The organism is Amycolatopsis sp. FDAARGOS 1241 (assembly GCF_016889705.1).
Classification (GTDB): Bacteria; Actinomycetota; Actinomycetes; order Mycobacteriales; family Pseudonocardiaceae; genus Amycolatopsis.
Window position 1 is genome coordinate 8,470,707 of sequence record NZ_CP069526.1, and the last position, 20,773, is coordinate 8,491,479.

Annotated in this window: 17 protein-coding genes; 4 read left to right on the top strand and 13 right to left on the bottom strand. The window is 69.2% G+C overall.

Features of this window, described 5'->3' with window-relative positions; translation table 11 throughout:
• Positions 1-201 precede the first annotated feature (201 nt).
• Together I6J71_RS41060 and ddaH are read right to left on the bottom strand one after the other, a co-directional pair.
• Positions 202-840 (bottom strand): polysaccharide deacetylase family protein, encoded by a 639-nt coding sequence (locus I6J71_RS41060; RefSeq protein ID WP_204091771.1) that lies wholly within the window; start codon positions 838-840, stop codon positions 202-204.
• Between the two features lie 88 nt (positions 841-928).
• Complete coding sequence (ddaH, locus tag I6J71_RS41065) at positions 929-1,732, bottom strand: dimethylargininase (RefSeq protein WP_204097497.1); 804 nt, start codon at positions 1,730-1,732, stop codon at positions 929-931.
• A gap of 121 nt (positions 1,733-1,853) precedes the next feature.
• Between ddaH and I6J71_RS41070 the strand changes: the two genes are divergently transcribed.
• From I6J71_RS41070 to I6J71_RS41080, 3 genes are all read left to right on the top strand, one after another.
• Positions 1,854-2,300: an Lrp/AsnC family transcriptional regulator gene (locus I6J71_RS41070; RefSeq protein WP_204091772.1), complete on the top strand. Its 447-nt coding sequence runs from the start codon at positions 1,854-1,856 to the stop codon at positions 2,298-2,300.
• 399 nt (positions 2,301-2,699) lie between these two features.
• Positions 2,700-4,652 carry a 2-oxoacid:acceptor oxidoreductase subunit alpha gene (locus I6J71_RS41075; RefSeq protein ID WP_204091773.1) on the top strand — a complete coding sequence of 651 codons (1,953 nt, stop codon included), beginning with the start codon at positions 2,700-2,702 and terminating at the stop codon, positions 4,650-4,652.
• Positions 4,649-5,713 carry a 2-oxoacid:ferredoxin oxidoreductase subunit beta gene (locus I6J71_RS41080; protein WP_204091774.1) on the top strand — a complete coding sequence of 355 codons (1,065 nt, stop codon included), beginning with the start codon at positions 4,649-4,651 and terminating at the stop codon, positions 5,711-5,713. Before I6J71_RS41075 ends, I6J71_RS41080 begins: the two co-directional genes overlap by 4 nt.
• A 507-nt stretch (positions 5,714-6,220) precedes the next feature.
• On the opposite strand, the gene I6J71_RS41085 is transcribed toward I6J71_RS41080, so the two are convergent.
• Both I6J71_RS41085 and I6J71_RS41090 read right to left on the bottom strand, forming a co-directional pair.
• Entirely contained in the window at positions 6,221-7,576 is a 1,356-nt protein-coding gene (locus I6J71_RS41085; RefSeq protein ID WP_204091775.1) for a hypothetical protein, read from the bottom strand.
• Positions 7,577-7,590: 14 nt separating this feature from the next.
• Positions 7,591-8,655: a polyprenyl synthetase family protein gene (locus I6J71_RS41090; protein WP_304503258.1), complete on the bottom strand. Its 1,065-nt coding sequence runs from the start codon at positions 8,653-8,655 to the stop codon at positions 7,591-7,593.
• A 321-nt stretch (positions 8,656-8,976) separates the two neighbouring features.
• Here I6J71_RS41090 and I6J71_RS41095 point away from each other — a divergent pair, with 321 nt between their 5' ends.
• The gene (locus tag I6J71_RS41095) at positions 8,977-9,627 is read left to right on the top strand and encodes a hypothetical protein (RefSeq protein WP_204091776.1); all 651 of its coding nucleotides are present in this window, start codon (positions 8,977-8,979) and stop codon (positions 9,625-9,627) included.
• 1,084 nt (positions 9,628-10,711) lie between these two features.
• On the opposite strand, the gene I6J71_RS41100 is transcribed toward I6J71_RS41095, so the two are convergent.
• From I6J71_RS41100 to nuoH, 9 genes are all read right to left on the bottom strand, one after another.
• Positions 10,712-11,317, bottom strand: coding sequence for an HNH endonuclease (locus tag I6J71_RS41100; protein ID WP_239154198.1), 606 nt, complete (start codon positions 11,315-11,317; stop codon positions 10,712-10,714).
• Between the two features lie 98 nt (positions 11,318-11,415).
• Complete coding sequence (locus I6J71_RS41105; protein WP_204091778.1) at positions 11,416-12,495, bottom strand: AAA family ATPase; 1,080 nt, start codon at positions 12,493-12,495, stop codon at positions 11,416-11,418.
• A gap of 197 nt (positions 12,496-12,692) precedes the next feature.
• Entirely contained in the window at positions 12,693-14,258 is a 1,566-nt protein-coding gene (gene nuoN / locus I6J71_RS41110) for an NADH-quinone oxidoreductase subunit NuoN (protein WP_204097499.1), read from the bottom strand.
• A gap of 12 nt (positions 14,259-14,270) precedes the next feature.
• Positions 14,271-15,821 carry an NADH-quinone oxidoreductase subunit M gene (locus I6J71_RS41115; protein ID WP_204091779.1) on the bottom strand — a complete coding sequence of 517 codons (1,551 nt, stop codon included), beginning with the start codon at positions 15,819-15,821 and terminating at the stop codon, positions 14,271-14,273.
• 1 nt (position 15,822) lies between these two features.
• Entirely contained in the window at positions 15,823-17,730 is a 1,908-nt protein-coding gene (nuoL, locus tag I6J71_RS41120) for an NADH-quinone oxidoreductase subunit L (protein ID WP_204091780.1), read from the bottom strand.
• A 13-nt stretch (positions 17,731-17,743) separates the two neighbouring features.
• Positions 17,744-18,043: an NADH-quinone oxidoreductase subunit NuoK gene (gene nuoK, locus I6J71_RS41125; RefSeq protein ID WP_204091781.1), complete on the bottom strand. Its 300-nt coding sequence runs from the start codon at positions 18,041-18,043 to the stop codon at positions 17,744-17,746.
• The gene (locus I6J71_RS41130; protein ID WP_204091782.1) at positions 18,040-18,930 is read right to left on the bottom strand and encodes an NADH-quinone oxidoreductase subunit J; all 891 of its coding nucleotides are present in this window, start codon (positions 18,928-18,930) and stop codon (positions 18,040-18,042) included. Before I6J71_RS41130 ends, nuoK begins: the two co-directional genes overlap by 4 nt.
• Positions 18,927-19,469, bottom strand: coding sequence for an NADH-quinone oxidoreductase subunit NuoI (gene nuoI, locus I6J71_RS41135; protein ID WP_204091783.1), 543 nt, complete (start codon positions 19,467-19,469; stop codon positions 18,927-18,929). Before nuoI ends, I6J71_RS41130 begins: the two co-directional genes overlap by 4 nt.
• Complete coding sequence (nuoH, locus tag I6J71_RS41140) at positions 19,456-20,769, bottom strand: NADH-quinone oxidoreductase subunit NuoH (protein ID WP_204097500.1); 1,314 nt, start codon at positions 20,767-20,769, stop codon at positions 19,456-19,458. Before nuoH ends, nuoI begins: the two co-directional genes overlap by 14 nt.
• Between the last annotated feature and the right edge of the window lie 4 nt (positions 20,770-20,773).

Below are 20,773 nucleotides of genomic sequence, written 5' to 3' on the forward strand. Positions count from 1 at the left end.
CGCAGGGGCGTGTCGCGCGGCGTATGCACCCCGAAGCTCAAGTGTGACTACGGCCGTACTGAAGCTTCGGATCGAGGTGCCGGGTGGGGCTGGGCGCATCCTCGGTGGGTGGTTTGGCGGCGGATTCGCAGGTAGGCGTCCGTCGGGTTGGCGGATGGTCTGGCGGTGGGTTGCGGGGCGTTGCACGTTGTGCCGGTGGGCCTAGAAGGTCGAGAACTCGCCGAGGAACCAGCGTCGGCGCTTCTTGCCGGCGAGCACGTGTTCGGCCCAAGCCTCATCGAAGTCGTGCCGCACCTCCACGCGGTGCTGCAGCCACTCGCCCCCGCGCCCTGACCCGCGCTCGCCCGTATACACCCGCGTCGCGCCGGCCGCCTTCAACCGCCCGAGCACCCGCCGGTCCACCCGCCCCTGGGGCAGTGCGTACCGGCACACCGGGCGACCGCTCAGCTCCCCCAGCACCCGCGGCGCCACGTCCAGCTCCCGGCGTAGCACGCGCTCTTCGAAGAACCGTTCGGCACCGAACCGGTCCCAGCCGTGCGAGCCGACGTCCATGCCGGCTGCCACCAGGTCGCGCAGGCCGGAACGGTCGACGAACCCGCGTGACCCGACGCGGCCGGCCAGTGGGAAGAACTCGCCCCGAAGCCCCCGTGCCACCAGTCGCGGCAGCGCGACCTCGACGTCGGACGAGTTGCCGTCGTCGAAGGTCAGCCGCACGTCCGGGCGTGACCCCACCAGGTCCAGCAGCGTCTCGAACTGGTCGACGGTGATCCAGCGTTCGTCCTCCCCCGGGTCGAGTGCTCGCTGGGGTCTGCCGATGCCGTGCACCGCGAAGTTGACCATCACACCTCGTCCCGGTTCGGACCGCTGGACCTCCTGTGTTCCGATTAATCGATGGGGCAAATGGAGTAGTTACACTATCTACACAAAGTTATTTCCGGATCTCCAAAGTGCAGCACTTCGGGCCGCCGCCGGCCTTCCGCAATTCGGAAACATCGAGGTAGACGGGTTCGTAGCCGCGGGCGACCAGCTGCGCACCGAGCCCGGTGGCCTCCAGCGGCAGCACGACGTTGCGCCCGTCGGACACCCCGTTCAGCCCGAAGCACTCGGCGTCGGCCGCCGTGGCGATCACCGCGTCGGGGAACAGCCGGCGCAGCACGCGCTGGGAGCCGGGCGAGAAGGCCGCCGGGTAGTACGCGACCTGGGCCGGCGCGGTGTCGGTGTCGGCGTCGGCCTCGGTGAGCACGAACAGCGCCGTGTCGAGGTGGTAGTAGCGCGGGTCGACCAGGTTCAGCGACACCACGGGCACGCCGAGCACCTCCTGCGCCTCCGCGTGCGCGGCGGGGTCGGTGCGGAAACCGGTGCCGGCGAGCAGCAGCTTGCCCGTCCAGGCGAAGTCGCCCTCGGCTTCGTTGATCCGCTCCGGCATCGTGAGGTCGCGGTAGCCGTGCTCGACGAACCAGCGGCGGAAGTGCTCGGCCTCGGCCGCGCGCTGTGGTGCCCGGAAACGCGAGCCGAGCACGCGCCCGTCGACGACCGTGCCCGAGTTCGCGGCGAACACCATGTCCGGCAGCCCCGGCTGCGGCTCGATCTCCTCGACCGTGTGACCGAGGCGGCGGTAGGTGTCGCGCAGCTCGGTCCACTGCGCCACGGCGACGTCGGCGCTGACCGGCTGGGTCGGGTCCATCCAGGGGTTGATCACGTAGTCCACCGCGAAGAACCGCGGCGGGCACATCAGATAACGGCGGGTGGTGGGCACGCGCTGCACAGACTCTGCCTGCATGAGTGCAGAGTAAGTTCGGCCCAATTCGCAATCAATCGCTGTTCGCTGCGCACATACCTGCTAAACATTGCGTGTGAACACCATCGACCAGCGAATCGTTTCCTGCCTGGTGGCGAACGCGCGCTCCAGCTACGCGGAGATCGGGAAAGTTGTCGGACTGTCCGCTCCGGCGGTCAAACGCCGAGTCGACCGGCTGTTGGAAACGGGCGTACTGCGCGGCTTCACGGCTGTGGTCGACCCCGAAGCGCTCGGCTGGGGCACCGAGGCGTTCGTCGAGGTCCACTGCCAGGGCAACGTGGCGCCCGGGCGCATCCGCGCGCGGCTTGAACCACTGCCGGAGGTCGTCGCCGCATACACCGTCTCCGGAGCGGCGGACGCGATCGTCCACCTCCGCGCCGCCGACATCCACCACCTCGAGACGGCGCTCGAGCGGCTGCGCGGACTCGAGATCGTCGACCGGACCGTGTCGACCGTCGTACTGTCCCGCTTGTTGGAACGGCCGCCGAATCCGCAGTCCTGAACCGGCCCTTGGCGCTCATCGGAACTCCGATCGGCCGGGTCCCCCTTCGAATTGTTCCCACATCCCGGGAAATTTGTGCAGCGCCGGGCCATCCGGTGTGCTGTGCGCGGCCGTTCCAGGACCCGACCCGGCCGGTTTACACCAACAGTGGGAGACGCGCGTCACTCCGGTTCGCCTGGAAATACCGTTACCATCGGTTACAGGTAACACAAACCGCCCGGTCCGCCACCGCGCCGAGCAGTTTCGGAGTCCGGGTACCCCACACTTCGGCAACTCCCGAGTCCCCGACGAGTAACCTCGGGAGTGGCCTGGTGATCCAGCCGACATCGCCGGGCGGGCGTTTTCCCCGGGGGCCGACCCGGGGTCGCAGCACGTCGGGAGAGAGGGATTCCCTGACCCATGAGCACGAGTTCGAACGGCGGTCCTGGGGGCGCAGCGGCCGGCAACGGCCACGCCGCCTTGACCAACTCGAGGTCCACCGAAGTCAGCAAACTGGACCGGGTGGTCATCCGGTTCGCCGGTGACTCAGGCGACGGTATGCAGCTGACCGGCGACCGGTTCACCTCGGAGGCCGCGGCCTTCGGCAACGACCTGTCGACGATGCCGAACTTCCCGGCCGAGATCCGGGCCCCGCAGGGCACGATCCCCGGCGTCTCGTCGTTCCAGGTGCACTTCGCGGACTACGACATCCTCACGCCGGGCGACCGGCCGGACGTCCTGGTGGCGATGAACCCGGCCGCGCTCAAGGCGAACCTGCGCGACGTGCCACACGGCGGCACGATCATCCTCAACACCGACGAGTTCACCAAGCGCAACCTCGTGAAGGTCGGGTACGACAACGACCCGCTCGACGACGACACGCTCTCGGCGTTCCAGATCCACCGCGTCGCCATGTCGACCCTGACGCAGGGCGCGCTGGCCGACACCGGCCTCGGCAAGAAGGACGCCGAGCGGTGCAAGAACATGTTCGCGCTGGGTCTGCTGTCGTGGATGTACCACCGGCCGACCGAGGGCACCGAGCGGTTCCTTAAGGAGAAGTTCGCGAAGAAGCCGGACATCGCCGAGGCCAACATCCTGGCCTTCCGCGCCGGCTGGAACTACGGCGAGACCACCGAATCGTTCGCGACGACGTTCGAGGTCGCGCCCGCGAAGCTCGACAAGGGCACCTACCGGCAGATCACCGGCAACACCGCGCTCGCGTATGGGATCGTCGCGGCCGGCCAGCAGTCCGGGCTCCCGGTGCTGCTCGGCACCTACCCGATCACGCCGGCGTCGGACGTGCTCCACGAGCTGTCCAAGCACAAGAACTTCGGCGTCATCACCTTTCAGGCCGAGGACGAGATCGCCGGCATCGGCGCGGCGCTGGGCGCCTCCTACGGCGGCGCGCTGGGCGTCACCTCGACCTCGGGCCCGGGCATCGCGCTCAAGTCGGAGACCATCGGCCTGGGCGTGATGACGGAGCTGCCGCTCGTGGTCATCGACGTGCAGCGCGGCGGCCCGTCAACGGGCCTGCCCACCAAAACGGAGCAGGCCGACCTGCTGCAGGCGATGTTCGGCCGCAACGGCGAATCGCCCGTGCCGATCATCGCGCCGCTCTCGCCCGCCGACTGCTTCGACGCGGCACTGGAGGCCACGCGGATCGCGCTGAAGTACCGCACGCCGGTGCTGCTGCTGTCCGACGGCGCGATCGCCAACGGCTCCGAGCCGTGGCTGGTCCCGGACGTCGCGAACCTGCCCGACCTGCGGGTCGAGTTCGCGAAGAAACCCAACTCCGACGGTGCTTCTGCCGGCTCCGGCGAATTCTGGCCCTACGTGCGCGACCCCGAGACGCTGGCGCGCGAGTGGGCCGTACCGGGCACGCCCGGCCTGCAGCACCGCATCGGCGGGCTGGAGAAGGCCGACCGGACGGGGCACATCTCCTACGACCCCGACAACCACGACAAGATGGTGCGGCTGCGCCAGGCGAAGGTCGACGGCATCGACGTGCCCGACGTGGTGGTCGACGACCCGTCCGGCGGCAAGGCCCGCGTGCTGGCGCTCGGCTGGGGCTCCTCGTACGGTCCGATCGGCGCGGCGTGCCGGCGCGTGCGCAAGCTCGGCCTGCCGATCGCGCAGGCGCACCTGCGGCACCTGAACCCGCTGCCGCGCAACCTCGGTGACGTGCTGCGGTCCTACGACAAGGTCGTGGTCCCGGAGATGAACCTGGGCCAGCTCGCGCTGCTGCTGCGGGCGAAGTTCCTGGTGGACGTGCACTCGCACACCAAGGTCGCGGGGCTGCCGTTCAAGGCCGAGGAGCTGCAGAACGTGTTCGCCGACATCATCACCAGCACCATCCCGGAGGGCGTCAAGTGACCGCCATCGACCTCGGACTGCCGCAGCTCGGTGGTCTGGACCTGGTCCCCACCACCGACGAACCGCAGAAGGCCAAGGACTACAAGTCCGACCAGGAAGTGCGCTGGTGCCCCGGCTGCGGTGACTACGTGGTGCTCAACGCCGTGCAGTCGTTCCTGCCGACGCTGGGCCTCAAGCGCGAAAACATCGTGTTCATCTCGGGCATCGGCTGCTCGTCGCGCTTCCCGTACTACCTCAACACCTACGGCATGCACTCGATCCACGGCCGCGCGCCGTCGATCGCGACCGGGCTCGCGACCACGCGCCCGGACCTGTCGGTGTGGGTCGTCACCGGCGACGGCGACGCGCTGTCCATCGGCGGCAACCACCTGATCCACGCGCTGCGCCGCAACGTGAACATCAAGATCCTGCTGTTCAACAACCGGATCTACGGCCTCACGAAGGGCCAGTACTCGCCGACGTCGGGCCAGGGCATGGTCACCAAGTCGACCCCGATGGGTTCGGTGGACACACCGTTCAACCCGCTGTCGCTGGCCATCGGCGCCGAAGCGTCGTTCGTGGGCCGCGCGCTGGACTCCGACCGCAAGGGCCTCACCGAGGTGCTCGAGGCGGCGGCCCGCCACCGCGGCTCCGCCGTCGTCGAGATCTACCAGAACTGCCCCATCTTCAACGACGGCGCGTTCGACGTGCTGAAGGACAAGGACGAGGCCGCGACGCGCCTCATCCCGCTGCGCTCCGGCGAGCCCATCCGCTTCGGCCCGGAGGGCGAGCTCGGCGTCACCCGCAGCGGCTGGGGCGGCCTGGAGGTCGCCAAGGTCACCGACATCGGCGAGGACAACCTCGTCGTCCACGACCCGTCGATCCCCGACACGGCCTACGCCTTCGCGCTCTCCCGCCTCGGCGACCAGAACCTCAACCACGTCCCCACGGGCATCCTACGCTCCGTCGAACGCCCCACCTACGACGACGCCGCACGCGCCCAGGTGGACGAAGCCCGCGCCGCCCGCACGCCCGACCTCCAGGCCCTCCTGCGCGGCAAAGACACCTGGACTGTTGCTTAACGGTTCTTGTTCCGGAACGGCCTCCTCGCCGCGCGAGGAGGCCGTTTTCGTGTGCGACCCCGGCTCCACCGACACGGTTGCGATGACGCCGCAACCGACCGGCCGAACTCCAGGACACGGGCCCCGCAGGATCCCTTGGCGGACAAGACAACCTACCGCCCGGCCACACTTCGGCCACCCACAACAAATTCCATCAGCTATGGATAGCCAGCTCCGCACAAGGGTCACCACACCGCGAGATCCCGCCGGCTTCCTCCCCACGATGCGCCCGACCCCCACGCCAAGCACAAACCCGCCGGCCGAACTCCGGGACACGGGCCCCGCAGGATCCCTTGGCGGACAAGACAACCTACCGCCCGGCCACACTTCGGCCACCCACAACAAATTCCACCAGCCATGGAAAGCCAGCTTCGCACAAGGGTCACCACACCGCGAGATCGCGCCGCCTCGGCGGAGCCGGGGCAGACAACACAGCTTCTCTGATTGCCCCGGCGAAGCCGCAGGCAATCAGAGAAGCGGCCGGAAGCCGACGCGTTCCGCGTCGGCCGGTGTGCGGAACCAGACTTCGGCCACCATGCGCGGGAATTGGGGCGACTCGTCGGTGCAGTAGCGCAGCGCGGTGACGCTCGCTTTGACCGTAAAGGCGTCGGAGGGGCGGCCGCCGCCCGGACGGGGCATCGCGGAGCCCGGGCCGAACGGGCCGGGCGGTACGGAGTCTTCGGGAGTCTGGCGGGCCGGCGGGGGTTCGGGCGCCGCCATGGCGGCGGCGACCTGGTTGGGTTGCACCGACGGCTCGAACAACGATCCACTTTGGGCACCGGTGAGCTCCGGGTCGCGGCGTTCGACCGAACGCATCGACGGCTCGATCGGCCGCGGAGGCTCGAACCCGCCTCGCGGGGATTCGCGCGGCTGGCGCTTGGGCAGGGCCCCCGGCTCCAGCGAGTCCTCGACTGAGTCCTCTGTGGACTCCACAGACTCCGTGGACCCGACGGACTCCGCCGCGGCGCCCGGCGGCGAGGTGGGCGTGAGGTGCTCGGTGGCCTCGTGCTCTTCGAGGTAGTCGCCGGTTCCTTCGTGGTCGCCGGGTTCTTCGAAGGGTGAGCGCTCCTTGGTGAACCAGTCCGATTCGGCCGTTTCCGGCCGGGCCTCCGGTTCCGGGGCGGCCGCGGGCTTCTGGAACAGCGACACCGGTTCGCCGGTAGCGCCGAAGGACGCCTCGGGCTCGAGCTTGCTTTCGATCGACGCCGGCTCCGGCGCACGGTGGTAGCCGCTGCCGTGGTCCTCTTCGTCCGGTTCGAACGCGGGCTCCGGCGCGGCGTGGTAACCACTGCCGGAATCGCGGGCGACGGGGTTCAGGTATTCGGTCGCGGCCGCGCGGTACGCGGCGCCACTGTCCACGGAGGACGGCGCGGCGGCCGGCTCGAAGTCGTCGGCGACGGGCTCCGGGTCCGGTGCCGTCCGGTACTCCGCCTCGTACTCGGCCTCGGGCTCGAACCCGGGCGACGGCGTCGCGCTGATCAGCTCGGTCGGGGCGTGCTCACGCTCGTCGCGGGCCCACGACGGGGTGAGATCCGGCTCGGCGAAGTCGTGGTCGTCCGAAGACACCGAGGACACCGAAGACACCGAAGTCGTCTCGGACCCCGAGAACTCCGGTGTGACCGGCGCCGGCACCGCGGTGCCGGTCGCGGCCAGCGCCGCCGCGTTGGCCGGCGTGCGCGCGTTCTCGGCGTGCGCCGCGGCCAGCGCTTCCTCCAGCTCGCGGACCCGCTTGCGCGCCGGCAACACGAGGACCAACCAGGCCACGAGCGCACCGACGAAGAAAGCCAGCAGACTCCACAGCCAGACCTGTCCGAAAATGGACATCTTTCCTGCCCCTTTTAGTGCGTTCGCGCGACCAGGTAGTCGGCGACCGACTCGCAGGCATCGCGCGCGGGGGAAGCGGGCAGCGCTGCGAGCTCGGCACGTGCTCGCGAAGCGTAGTCGGAAAGGGTGACGCGCGCGCGTTCGAGTCCGTGAGAACTTCGCAAGAGCTCGAGGGCCTCCTCGACCAGAGCGTCCTCGGTGATGGGGCCGGCGAGCAGCTCCACGAGCCGCGGGTCGGTGGCCGGGTCGGCCAGCGCGTACAGCATGGGCAGCGTGCGGACGCCTTCGCGCAGGTCCGTGCCCTGCACCTTGCCCAGCTCGTCGGAGGGCGACGCGATGTCGATGATGTCGTCCGAGATCTGGAACGCCGTGCCGATGAGCTCCCCGAAGCGGCACAGCGCCTGGATGTACTCCTCGGGCGCGCCGGACATCATGCCGCCGAACCGCCCGGACGTCGCGATCAGCGAGCCGGTCTTCTGCGCGATGACCGTGAGGTAATGCTCGACGGGGTCGTCGCCGGGGCCCGGGCCGACCGTCTCGCGCATCTGCCCGGTCACGAGCTCGCCGAACGTCTCGGCGATGATGCGCGCCGCGTCGGTGCCGAGGTCTGCGACCAGGCGGGAGGCGTGGGCGAAGAGGAAGTCGCCGGTCAGGATCGCGACGGTGTTGTCCCAGCGCGCGTTGACGCTCTCCGCGCCGCGCCGCATGGTCGCCTCGTCCATCACGTCGTCGTGGTACAGCGTCGCCAGGTGCACCAGCTCCACCGCGGCGGCCGCGATGAGCACGTGCTCTCCCTGCTTGGGCCCGAACTGCGCCGACAGCAGCGTGAACAGGGGACGGAAACGTTTGCCCCCCGCCTCGACCAGGTGCAACGCCGCGTCGTGCACCGCCTGCACATCGCTCTTCACGACGTCCCGCAGCATCGCCTCGACGTCCGCCAGCCCCCCGGCAACCGCCCGCAGCAGCTCCTCGTCCTCGATCTGCAGCCCGACGGTCGCGCGCAGGTCCTCGACAGCGCCATCCCGCGCAGCGCCATCCCGCGCAGCGGCGGCTCCCGCCCCCGGGGGTGGTGAAGACACAGACACGTCGGCTCCGCTCTCTCATGCGCCGGCAGGTTTCCGGTCTTCAGAGTAGTGGCTACCCCTGGGCCGCCGTTTAACCGCTGTCCAGGGGAAACGGTGACGAACATGACATCGGGCGCCGACGGACGTTCTCCCACCGACCCGGACACCTCGGGAACCACGAACGGGTTGAACCACCCGCACGGACGGGTGATCGACGCTCAGCAGCGCAACGGGCGAAACGGGCGCGCGGATATTCACTCAGTGGGAGATCACCGGCGCGCTCCGGGCAGCGGGGAGAGCGGCGCGGTCGAGAGAACGGCACAGCGGAGGACAAGTATGCGCAGGAACAGCAGGCGGGCGGGGCTCGTCGCGGCGGTCGTGGTGGCCGGGGGCGTGGTCACGGGCGGGATGGCGCACGCGGACACGCCGGCCGGGGTGGCGGACCTCGGTGAAGCGAGTTTCACCAAGGGCGCGACCACGGTGACGGTGCCGACGCTGGCACCGTGCGCGGTGGAGGGGCCGACGAGCGCGTCGGCGGAGTCCGTGACCAAGCCGGGGCTCACGTTCGGCGGCGGGACGTCGTCGTGCACGACCACCGTCGTGGATCCGGACAACGACACGACCACCACCAAATCGACGGCCACCGGGAAGAATTTCGAGCTCTCGGCCCTCGTGAGCGCCGGCGGGCCGCGCATCCGCCTGGCGAGCTACACCGTCACGTGCGACGCGGCGCAGCGGCAGACGAACGCGAACTGGACGTTCAGCGGCCTCGCGGGCATCACCGGCCTGCCGTCACCGATGCCGGCGAACTACACCAAGCCCATCACCAAAGCCAACGGCACCGTGCTGGCCAACGCGGTCTTCAACACCCAGACCCTCCCCGGCGACGGCAGCATCAGCCTCACCATGCTGCGCATCGACTTCGCGCCGGCATCCGGGATCACCGGCGCTGTCACCGTCGGTCGCACTTCGTGCTCCCCTGTGTAGTTTTGCCTCGGCTTCGCCGAGGCGGCGAGATCGCCTTTGAGCCGGCTTCTTCCGCACGATGTGTTCGGGCTGGGGGCCGAACACATCGTGCGGAAAAACCGGCGCGATTTCGCGGGGTGGTTCAGCCCTTTGCCCGTCAGCAGGGCAGCCGCAAGGCCGGACCCTGCAGCAACGGCGCCAGCTCGGCCGAGGGCCGGGCAGCGTCGCGCGGTCCAGAAACGACAAGGCCTCGCGGGGTGGCGCACCGGCTTTCTCGCCGGCGCCACGCCGGCCAGAAACCGGCGCGACTCGGCGAAGTAACTCAGCGCCGCTGTCGCCTCAACAAAAGCACGCGAGCCACAAGCGGGCACGGCCTCGCCGTGTGGTTCAGCAGTCTCGTCACCTCAACAGCGCCACGCGGAACTAAAAAACCGCGCGATTCGGCGAAGTAACTCAGCGCCGCTGCCACCTCAACAGCGTCACGCACGCCAGAAACCGATACGACCCTGGAGTGGCTCAGCGGCGCTGCCGCCTCAACAGCGTCACGCGGGCAGAAATCGGCGCGACTCGGCGAAGTCGCTTAAGGGCACTACCACCTCAACAAAAGCACACAAACCACAAGCGGGCACGGCCTCACCGTGGTCGTTCAGCAACATCGCCACCTCACCAGCGCCACGCGGACCAAAAACCGGCACGACCTGGCGAAGTCGCTCAGCGCGCTGTCACCTCAAACAGCGTCACACACGCCAGAAACCGATACGACCCTGGAGTGGCTCAGCGGCCCGGCCACCTCAACAGCGCCACGTGATCCAGAAGCCGGCGCGATCTGGCGGAGTGGTTGAGTGGCCCTGCCACCTCGGCAAGATCACGCGGACCAAATGCGGGCGCGGCCTCGCGGGGGTGGTTCAGGGGCCTTGCCACGTCGACAGCGCCACGCGCAATAAAAACCAGCGCGACCTTCGGAGTGGCGCAGCAGCGCTGCCATCTCAGCGGCCGCGCCGGGCCACGAGCCGGCGCGGCCTTGCCGGGTGGGCAGAGGCCTGTACCTCAGCGGCGTCGTGCGGACCAGAAGCCGGCGCGGGTCGCTCGGGGCGCGTCGGCGGTTTCACGTCTGCAGGGCGGTGCGCAGGGCCGGATCCTGAAGCAGCGGAAGCAGGTCGGGGTCCAGCACCCGCGAAGCGCCCGGCAGCGAGGCCTGGCGCAGCATCGCGTGCAGCACGTCGGCGTGGGGTTGGTCCTGCAGGGTCCACACGGCGCGGCGGCGGGCGTCCGCGGAACCGAGCCACCAGTGCGTCACCAGGGCCGCCACCTGTTCCACCGCGGCGGCGCGCCCGCGTTCCAGCAGGGGCCGGTTCAGGCCGCACACCTCGATCGTCGCGCGGCCCTTGTCGGTCAGTGCGCGGTAGGTGCCGATGGACAGCACGAGGAACAGGTGGTCCAGCGGGTCGTCGACGGTGGGGTCGATGAGTAGCGGCTCCCCGGCGTTGTCGACCGGGAACCGGTCGCGCTTGTGGTGGCTGTTGCAGAACTCGCACGCCAGCAAGTGGTTCAGCCAGTCGAACGCCCGGCGCGGGTTGCGGGCCACCGGTTCGAAGTGGTCCACAGTGGACCCGAGGCCGTCGCCGCAGTACATGCAGTAGCCGCGGCCCGAGGCCATCACGCCGAGCTGGGCGCGGATCGCCCGCCTGGCCCCGCGGGCGGAAGTCCACAAGCGACGCGCGGTTTTCGTGTCCCCGTGCGGGATACGCGCCGTCAACCGCAAGAGCTCCGAAGACACCGAGGCAGGCAGCGCCACGCGGCGCAGCGCGATCACCGCTCGTCGAAGTTCCGCGTCACGTCCTCGACCCGGCTGGGCGGCGAGCTGCTCAGCCGCCGGCGCAGCTGCTCCCACTCACGCACGCCGGCGGCGTCGGCCTGGCCCGTCGCTACGAGCAGCTCCAGCTCCGCCAGGTGCTCGCGCAGCTCGACGGCCCGCGGTGAGTAGGGGCTGTCCAGCCCGAACAGGTCCGACAGCACGGCGTCGTCACCGCTGCCGTAGACCACGCGCCGGTACAGCTCGTCGGACACCACCCGCGGCGGCTCCTGCTCGTCCGGCCCTGGCAGCCGGATCAGCCCGCCCGGGTCGGCCGCCTGGCACACGTACGGGCTGTGCGTGCTCACCACGAACTGGATCCGCGGGAAGTGCGCCTTGAGCCACGGCCCGATCCGCTTCTGCCACGACACGTGCAGGTGCGCGTCGACCTCGTCGATCAGCACCACACCCGGCGCGTCCACCCCGAGCCCGGCCTCCGCGAGCTGCCGCACGAGGTCGACGACCAGAGCCGTGACGGTGCGGTACCCGTCGCTCATCTCGCGCAGCGGGAAGCGGTCGCCGCGGTAGGACACCCACAGGCCGTCGGAGTCGACGTCGCGCACGCGGTAGCCGTCGGGCAGCAAGCCGTCGCCGAGCAGGCCCAGCACGGAATCCTTCAGCTCCCGCGCACCCGCCTTGCCCTCCAGCGCGCGCAGGTGCTGGTTGATCAGCCACGCGACGCCCTCGGCCAGCGACGCGTCCTCGCTGAACAGGCTCGCCACGCGCGCGAACTCGCCGCGCATCAGGGACTGCGCCTCCGGCGCGCCCCCGGCCAGCCGCCGGAACGGACCGTAGCCGGCGCAGAACGCAGGCCCCTCGCCCACCACCTCGACGTCGATCGAGCTGTCCTCACCGACCAGATCGTCGGCGAACGGCGGCCGCACGATCGCCTGCGCCAGCGCGCGCAGGAACGTCGTCTTGCCCGACCCGTTGCGCCCGGCGAGCACGATCCAGCCCGGTCCGGGCAGCCGCAGGTCCACCGTGCGCGGACCGCGGAACCCCAGCACGTCCGTGATCCGCACTCGCTCGATGACCATGCCCTGAGCTTATCGGCCGGACACGACGAAGGCTGCCGCGAAATCCTCCGCAACAGCCTCCCTCACCTACTGACCACCCCACGAGATCGCGCCGGTTTTTTTCCTCACGATGTGTTCGGGCCCCCCGGGGTCGAGCACATCGTGAGGAAGAAGCCGGCTCAAAGGCGATCTCGCCGCCTCGGCGAAGCCGAGGCCGACTACCCAGCGAAGCCGCCTGAAGCCGCCCAGTTCAAGGCGAAGGTCGGCACCAGGCCCAGCACCAGCGTGACCACCACGCCGAGCGTGATGGCCGCCGTGGTGAAGCCGCCCGGGATGGCGACCGTCGGGCCGTCGGCGGCCGGCTCGGAGAAGTACATCAGCACGATCACGCGCAGGTAGAAGAACGCCGCCACCGCGCTGAACACCAGGGCGACCACCACCAGCGGGGCCATGCCGTCGGACAGCGCCGCGGAGAACACCACGAACTTGCCCACGAAGCCGCTCGTCAGCGGGATACCGGCGAGAGCCAGCAGGAGGAACGTGAACACGCCCGCGAGCACCGGCGAGCGCTTCGCCAGGCCCGCCCACGCCGACAGGTGCGTGGCCTCCCCGCTGCCGTCCCGCACGAGGCTGATCACGCCGAACGCCGCCAGCGTGGTGAAGCCGTAGGCGAGCAGGTAGAACAGCGTGCTCGACAGGCCGTCTTCGGTCATCGCGATCGCGCCGACGAGCAGGAAGCCCGCGTGGGCGATCGAGGAGTACGCGATCATGCGCTTCACGTCGGTCTGCGTGAGCCCGAGGATCGCGCCGATCGCCATCGAGATGATCGCCACGGCCCACAGCACGCCGCGCCACTCCCAGCTGGTCGAGGAGAACGCGACGGACAGCACGCGCAGGATCGCGCCGAACGCCGCGACCTTCGTGCACGCGGCCATGAAGCCCGTCACCGGCGTCGGGGCGCCCTGGTAGACGTCCGGCGTCCAGGTGTGGAACGGGCCGACCGAGCCCTTGAACAGCAGGCCGACCACGAGCAGGCCGAGGCCGGCGAACAGCAGCGTGTCCGAGCGGTCCGAGCCGGCGGCGGCGTTGGCGATGTCAGCGAGCTTCACGGAGTTCGCGTAGCCGTAGAGCAGCGCGAGGCCGTAGAGGAAGAACGCCGAGGAGAACGCGCCCAGCAGGAAGTACTTCACCGCCGACTCCTGCGAGATGAGCCGGCGCCGCCGGGCCAGGCCGCACATGAGGTACAGCGGCAGGCTCAGCACCTCGAGGGCGATGAACATCGTCAGCAGGTCGTTGGCCGCGGTGAAGGCCATCATGCCGCCGAGCGCGAACAGCGTCAGCGGGAACACCTCGGTCTGCGACCTCGTCGCGGTGGCGACCTGCGCGCGGTCCTGCACGGTACCGGGGCTGATCGCGGCCTGCGCCACGAACGCGCCACCCGGCTCGACCTTGCGGTCGGCGATGAGGAACACCGCGCCGAGCGCCAGCAGGAGCAGCGTGCCCCAGAGGAACAGCGACGGCCGGTCCACCGAGATGGCTCCCGCGAACGTGGTCACACCCGCCTTCGGCGAGTTGTCCGTCGCGTAGAACACCAGCGCCGCACCGGACGCGACGATCGCGAGCAGGCTCATGAACACCTGCAGGCCCCAGCGCAGGTTCCTGGGCGCGAAGGCCTCCACCAGCACGCTGACGCACGCGACGCCGAAGACGATCAGCAGCGGCAGCACGGCTGCGTAGTCGATCGAGGGCGTCGGCAGCTGCGCCGGCGCCTGGGTGAGGAACATGTCGAGCACGGGTTACTTGCCTCCCTGCACGGCAGACAGCGTCGCCTGCACCGACGGGGTGATCGTGTCGAGCAGCGGCTTGGGGTAGAAGCCCAGGCCGATGATGAGGAAAACCAGCGGGGCCAGGATCGCGATCTCCTTGCCGCCGAGGTCCTTGATGGCCTTCTTGGCGCCGAGTTCCGGCGCCATCGCGGTGCCCGGGCCGCCGCCGACGCCGATGAGCGCGTCGCCGCGCACCGGGCCTTGCATGATCCGCTGGTAGAGCCACAGCACGTACGCCGCGGCGAGCACCATGCCGACCGTCGCGATGATCGCGTACACCGGCTGCGTCACGAAGGAGCCCAGCAGCACCAGGAACTCGCTGATGAACGAGTTGGTGCCCGGCAGCGACAGCGCCGAGAGGCCGGCGATCAGCAGCATCCCGCCGAGCAGCGGGGTCACCTTCGCCATGCCGCCGTAGTCGGAGATCCGTGTGGACCCACCGCGCATCACGATCAAGCCGATCACCACGATCAGCATCCCGGTCGAGAGGCTGTGGTTCAGCATGTACGACACCGAACCGACCATCGCCTGCTCGTTGAAGGTGAAGATGCCGAGCGCGATGAACCCGAAGTGGGCGATCGAGACGTAGGCGATGAACCGCTTCATGTCCGACTGCCCCGCGGCGAGGATCGAGCCGTAGAGCACGCCGATCACCGACAGCACCAGCACCAGCGGCGCCAGCGTCTTGCTCGCTTCGGGGAACATCGGCAGGCAGTAGCGCAGGAAGCCGAACGTGCCGACCTTGTCGAGCACACCGACCAGCAGCACCGCGACCCCGATCGGGGCCTGGCCCGCGGCGTCCGGGAGCCAGGTGTGGAACGGCACCAGCGGCGCCTTGATCGCGAACGCGAGGAAGAAGCCGAGGAACAGCCAGATCTGCGTGCCCGTCGGCGCGTCCCGCACCACGGTGACCAAGGTGGCCCAGTCGAACGTGCCGTGGCCCAGCTTGTCCGACGCGAGCGAGTACGCGCCGATCGCCGAGGCCAGCATGATCAGGCCGCCGAGGAACGAGTACAGGAAGAACTTCACCGCCGCGTACTGCCGGTTCGCGCCGCCGTAGCCGCCGATCAGGAAGTACATCGGGATCAGCATGATCTCGAACAGCACGTAGAAGAGGAACACGTCGGTCGCCGCGAAGACGCCGATCGTGATCGCCTCCTGCAGCAGGATCAGCGACAGGAACCCGCCGGCGCTGCGGCCGGCCGGGAGCTTGTCGGTGAGCCCGAGCGCGCCCACCACGATCGGCACGAGCAGGGCGATCACCGCGATCATGATCAGCGAGATGCCGTCGGTGCCGAACGCGATGTGGATGCCGAAGGTGGGGATCCAGTCCATCGAGGTGGCCTGCTGGATCCGTGCGCCCGAGGGCGAGTAGCTCGCCCAGAACGGGATGATCAGCAGGAACTCCGCAATGGACACGACCAGCGCGGTCGCGATCGCGGCCCGGTCGTTCCCCTTCAGGAACGCCAGCACCAGCGAGCCGGCCAGCGGCAGCAGGATGAGCGCCAGAAGCCAAGTCATGTCAGGAGAACCTCACCAGCAGAAGGGCCGCCAGAAGCAGGAACGTGCCGCCGAGCATGGACAGCGCGTACGACCGGACGAACCCGGTCTGCAGGCGCCGCAGGCGCCCGGACCCGCCGCCGAGTGCCGCGGCGAGGCCGTTGACCGCCCCGTCGACCCCGCGGTTGTCGACGTACACCAGCGCCCGCGCGAGCCAGGTGCCCGGGCGGGCGACCAGCGTCTCGTTGAGGGCGTTGCCGTACAGGTCCTTGCGCGCCGCCCGGACGATCCAGGACACGCGCTCCGGGCGCTCGACCGGGATGTCGCGGCCGGGGCGGAAGATCCAGATCGCGAGCAGCGCCCCGATCAGCGCGAGCAGGAGTGTGAGCCACGGGATCGTCGCCGCCGGGATCGGGGCGTGCTCGGCCTCGTGGTACGGGCCGACGGTCGGGGCCAGCCAGTCCTCGAACCGGTCGCCGATCGCGAAGAACGCACCGGAGCCGACCGACCCGATCGCCAGGATCGCCATCGGGACCCACATGATCGGCTTGGACTCGTGCGGATGGAAGTCGCGGCCGTCGGAGCTCTTGATGTCCTTCCAGCGCGATTTGCCGAAGAAGGTCATCATCATCAGGCGCGTCATGTAGAACGCGGTGAGCCCGGCGCCGATGATGCCGGCAAGGCCGAACACCCAGCCGCGCCAGGCCTCCTGGCCGAACGCGGCCTCGATGATCGCGTCCTTCGTGTAGTAGCCCGCGAGGAACGGGAAGCCGATCAGCGCGAGGTAGCCGAGACCGAAGGTGACGAACGTGATCGGCATCTTCTTGGCCAGGCCGCCGAACTTGCGCATGTCGACCTCGTCGTTCATGCCGTGCATGACCGAACCGGCGCCGAGGAAGAGCCCGGCCTTGAAGAAGCCGTGGGCCACCAGGTGCATGATGCCGAGCGCGTAGATGCCCGGCCCGAGGCCGACCGCCAGCATCATGTAGCCGATCTGGCTGACGGTGGAATACGCGAGCACCTTCTTGATGTCGTCGTACGCGCACCCGACGATGCACCCGATCAGCAGCGTCACCGCACCGACGAGCGTGACGATCAGGCGCCCGTCCGGCGTGGCGCTGTAGATGACGTTGGAGCGGGCGACCAGGTAAACGCCCGCCGTGACCATCGTTGCGGCGTGGATCAGGGCCGACACGGGGGTCGGGCCCTCCATCGCGTCCGGCAGCCACGCCTGCAGCGGGAACTGGCCGGACTTGCCGCACGCGCCGAGCAGCAGCAGGATGCCGATCGCGGTGATCGCGGCCGGCGGGATCTGCCCGTTGGTCAGGCCCGCGAAGACCTGGGTGTACCCGGTGGAGCCGGTGTACTTGAACATCAGGAAGATCGCCAGCGCGAGCCCGCCGTCACCGACGCGGTTCATCAAGAACGCCTTCTTCGCGGCGGTCGCCGCGGACGGGCGGTTCTGGTACCAGCCGATGAGCAGGTACGACGCGAGACCCACGCCTTCCCAGCCGAGGTACAGCGTCACGAAGCTGTTGCCCAGCACCAGGATCAGCATCGAGGCGACGAAGAGGTTGAGGTAAGCGAAGAAGCGGTACCGGCCCTCGTCCTCGGCCATGTAGCCGATCGAGTAGAAGTGGATCAGCATGCCGACGCCGGTGATCAGCAGGACGAACGTCAGCGACAGCGCGTCGATGCGCAGCCCGAAGTCCACCTGCAGCTGCCCCACCGGGATCCACGAGTACAGGTTGACGTTCTCGGTCGCGGCACCGTCCGTCGAGAAGAACAGGATCACGCCGTAGACGAAGGCCAGGAGAACAGTGGCGGTGCCGAGCAGGTGCCCCCACGCCCTCGCCCGTTTCCCGGCAAGAAGCAGGATCAGGGCGCCGAGGGCGGGAAGGGCCACCAGCAGCCACGATGATGCGGTCACTCGGTCGTCTCCCTCAGTACTTCAGCAGGTTCGTGTCGTCGACCGAGGCCGAGCGCCGGGTGCGGAAGATCGACATGATGATCGCCAGGCCCACCACGACTTCGGCGGCGGCCACGACCATCACGAAGAATGCCATCACCTGGCCGTCGAGCCCGCCGTTGATGCGGGCGAAGGTGACCAGGGTGAGGTTCACCGCGTTCAGCATCAGCTCGATGCACATGAACACGACGATCGCGTTGCGGCGCACCAGGACGCCGACGGCGCCGATGGAAAACAGCAACGCCGACAACAGGAGGTAGTAGCTCGGGGTCACTTTCCTTCCCCTTCTTCGTCAGCGCGGGCCGCGGCGGAGCCGTTCTCCGACGGCTTTCCGCCGACCAGCGCGTGCGCGTCGGGCTTGGGGCCCTCGTCGGCGATGAGCTTGCGCTCGCGCATGAGCTCCAGCGCCGAGGTGGATTCGATGATCGCCGAGAGCGACTCCGGCGCGATGGAGCCGTCGGGCAGCAGGGCCGGGACGGCGACCGAGTTGGCCGTGGCGAACACACCCGGGCCGGGCAGCGGCGACGGGCGGTCGTGCTCGCCGCGGAAGCGCAGCTTGACCAGTTCGCGCTGCGGCAGCTTGCCGCCCTTCTTGCCGCGGTCGGTGAACGCCAGCACCATCGCGCCCAGCGCGGCGGTGATGAGCAGCGCCGAGGTGAGCTCGAACGGGAACAGGTACTGCGTGAAGATGATCCGCCCGAGGCCGCCCGCGCCACCGCCGTTCGCGGCGTACGGGTCGAGCGCCGGGGCCGGCGTCACGTTCACCAGCGAGCGGAAGACGCCGGCGGCGATCAGGGCGGCGAGCCCGATGCCGAGCACGGTCGCCGCGAGCCGCTGTCCGCGCAGCACCTCGACCACGGAGTCGGAGCTCTCGCGGCCGACCAGCATCAGCACGAACAGGAACAGCATCATGATCGCGCCGGTGTAGACGATGATCTGCGTGAACCCGAGGAACGGCGCCGACTGCGTCATGTACAGCGCGCCCAGGCTCAGCATCGTCAGCACCAGCCACAGCGCCGAGTGCACGGCGTTGCGGGAGAAGATCATCCCCAGCGCGCCCAGCAGGGAGAGCGGGCCGAGGATCCAGAACGCGATGGCCTCGCCCACCGACACCGTGGACGACGCGGCGGCGGGCGCCTGCGCCAGAAGGGCCGTGATCATTGCTTGGCCTCCTGCTGCTGCGCCTTCGCGAGTTCGGGGCCGTTCACGTAGTAGTCCTGCTCGTTGTCGCCCAGGCGCATCGGGTGCGGCGGCTGCTCCATGCCCGGCAGCAGCGGGGCGAGCAGGTCTTCCTTCGTGTAGATGAGCCGCTGGCGGTCATCGTCGGCGAGCTCGTAGAAGTTGATCATCGTCAGGGACCGCGTGGGGCAGGCCTCGATGCACAACCCGCAGCCGATGCAGCGCAGGTAGTTGATCTGGTAGTCCTTGCCGTAGCGCTCACCCGGGGAGTACCGCGCCTCTTCGGTGTTGTCGCCGCCCTCCACGAAGATCGCGTCGGCCGGGCAGGCCCAGGCGCACAGCTCGCACCCGACGCACTTCTCCAGCCCGTCCGGGTGGCGGTTGAGCTGGTGGCGGCCGTGGTACCGCGGCGCGGCCGGGGCGCCGGCCTCCGGGTACTCCTCGGTGGCGACCTTCTTGAACATCATCCCGAAGGTGACACCGAAACCCTTGATGGGGTTGAGGAAGTCAGTTGCCCCCATTGTCTGCCCCTTCCTGTGCTGGCGAAGCGGTGACGCCCGCGGGTTTGCGCCGCGCCGCCCTCGCCTCCGCCTTGGCCAGCGCCTTCTGGCGCGGAGTGCTCTCGGGGACCTGCAGGTCCAGCGGGGGCACCGGGAAGCCGCCGCCCGTGAGGTCGACGTAGTCGTCGTTCTCGACCTTCTTGTTCGGCACGGCGAGGCTGATCAGCACCAGCACCACCAGGACCACGCCGACGCCGACGAGGATCTGCGGCCAGCTCCACTGGATCGTCTTGATTGCGACGACCACGAGGATCCAGATCAGGTTGATCGGCACCAGGACCTTCCAGCCGAGCCGCATGAACTGGTCGTAGCGCAGCCGCGGCAGCGTGCCGCGCAGCCAGATGAAGCAGAACAGCAGGATGAAGGTCTTGGCGAAGAACCAGAGCATCGGCCACCAATTCTGGTTCAGCGGCGAATCGTCGCCGACGAACGGGAACCGCCAGCCGCCGAGGAACAGCGTGGTGCAGAAGGCCGAGACGATGACCATGTTCACGTATTCGGCGAGGAAGAACATCGCGAACTTCATCGAGCTGTACTCGGTGTGGAAGCCGCCGACCAGCTCCGACTCGGCCTCTGGGAGGTCGAACGGCGCGCGGTTCGTCTCGCCGACCATCGAGATCAGGTAGATCACGAAGCTCGGGATCAGCATGTAGAAGTACCAGCCGTGGGCCTGTGCCTCGACGATTTGCGACGTCTGCAGGGACCCCGAGTAGAGGATCACCGCGACGATCGAGAGGCCCATCGCGATCTCGTAGGAGATCACCTGCGCCGCCGAGCGGAGCCCGCCGAGCAGCGGGTACGGCGAGCCCGACGACCAGCCGGCGAGCACGATGCCGTACACCCCGATCGACGAACAGGCGAGGATCACCAAAACGCCGACCGGGAGGTCGACCAGCTGCAGCGTGGTCGTCTCGCCGAAGATCGACACCACCGGGCCGAACGGGATCGCCGAGAGCGCGATGAGCGCGGGGATCGCGGCGAGCACGGGGGCGAGGAAGTACACCTTGCGGTCGGCGGTGTCCGGCACGACCTGCTCCTTGAACGGGAGCTTGATCGCGTCGGCCAGCGACTGCAGGTACCCGCCCGGGCCCACGCGGTTGGGGCCGGGCCGGTTCTGCATGCGGCCGACCGCCTTGCGCTCCCAGACGATCAGGAAGATCGTCAGGATCGGGCCGATCAGCAGGATGACGACCGCCTTCAGCAGGATCAGCCACCACGGGTCGTCCGCGAGCAGGCGCGCACGCTCGGCGGCGTCCGGCATCTGC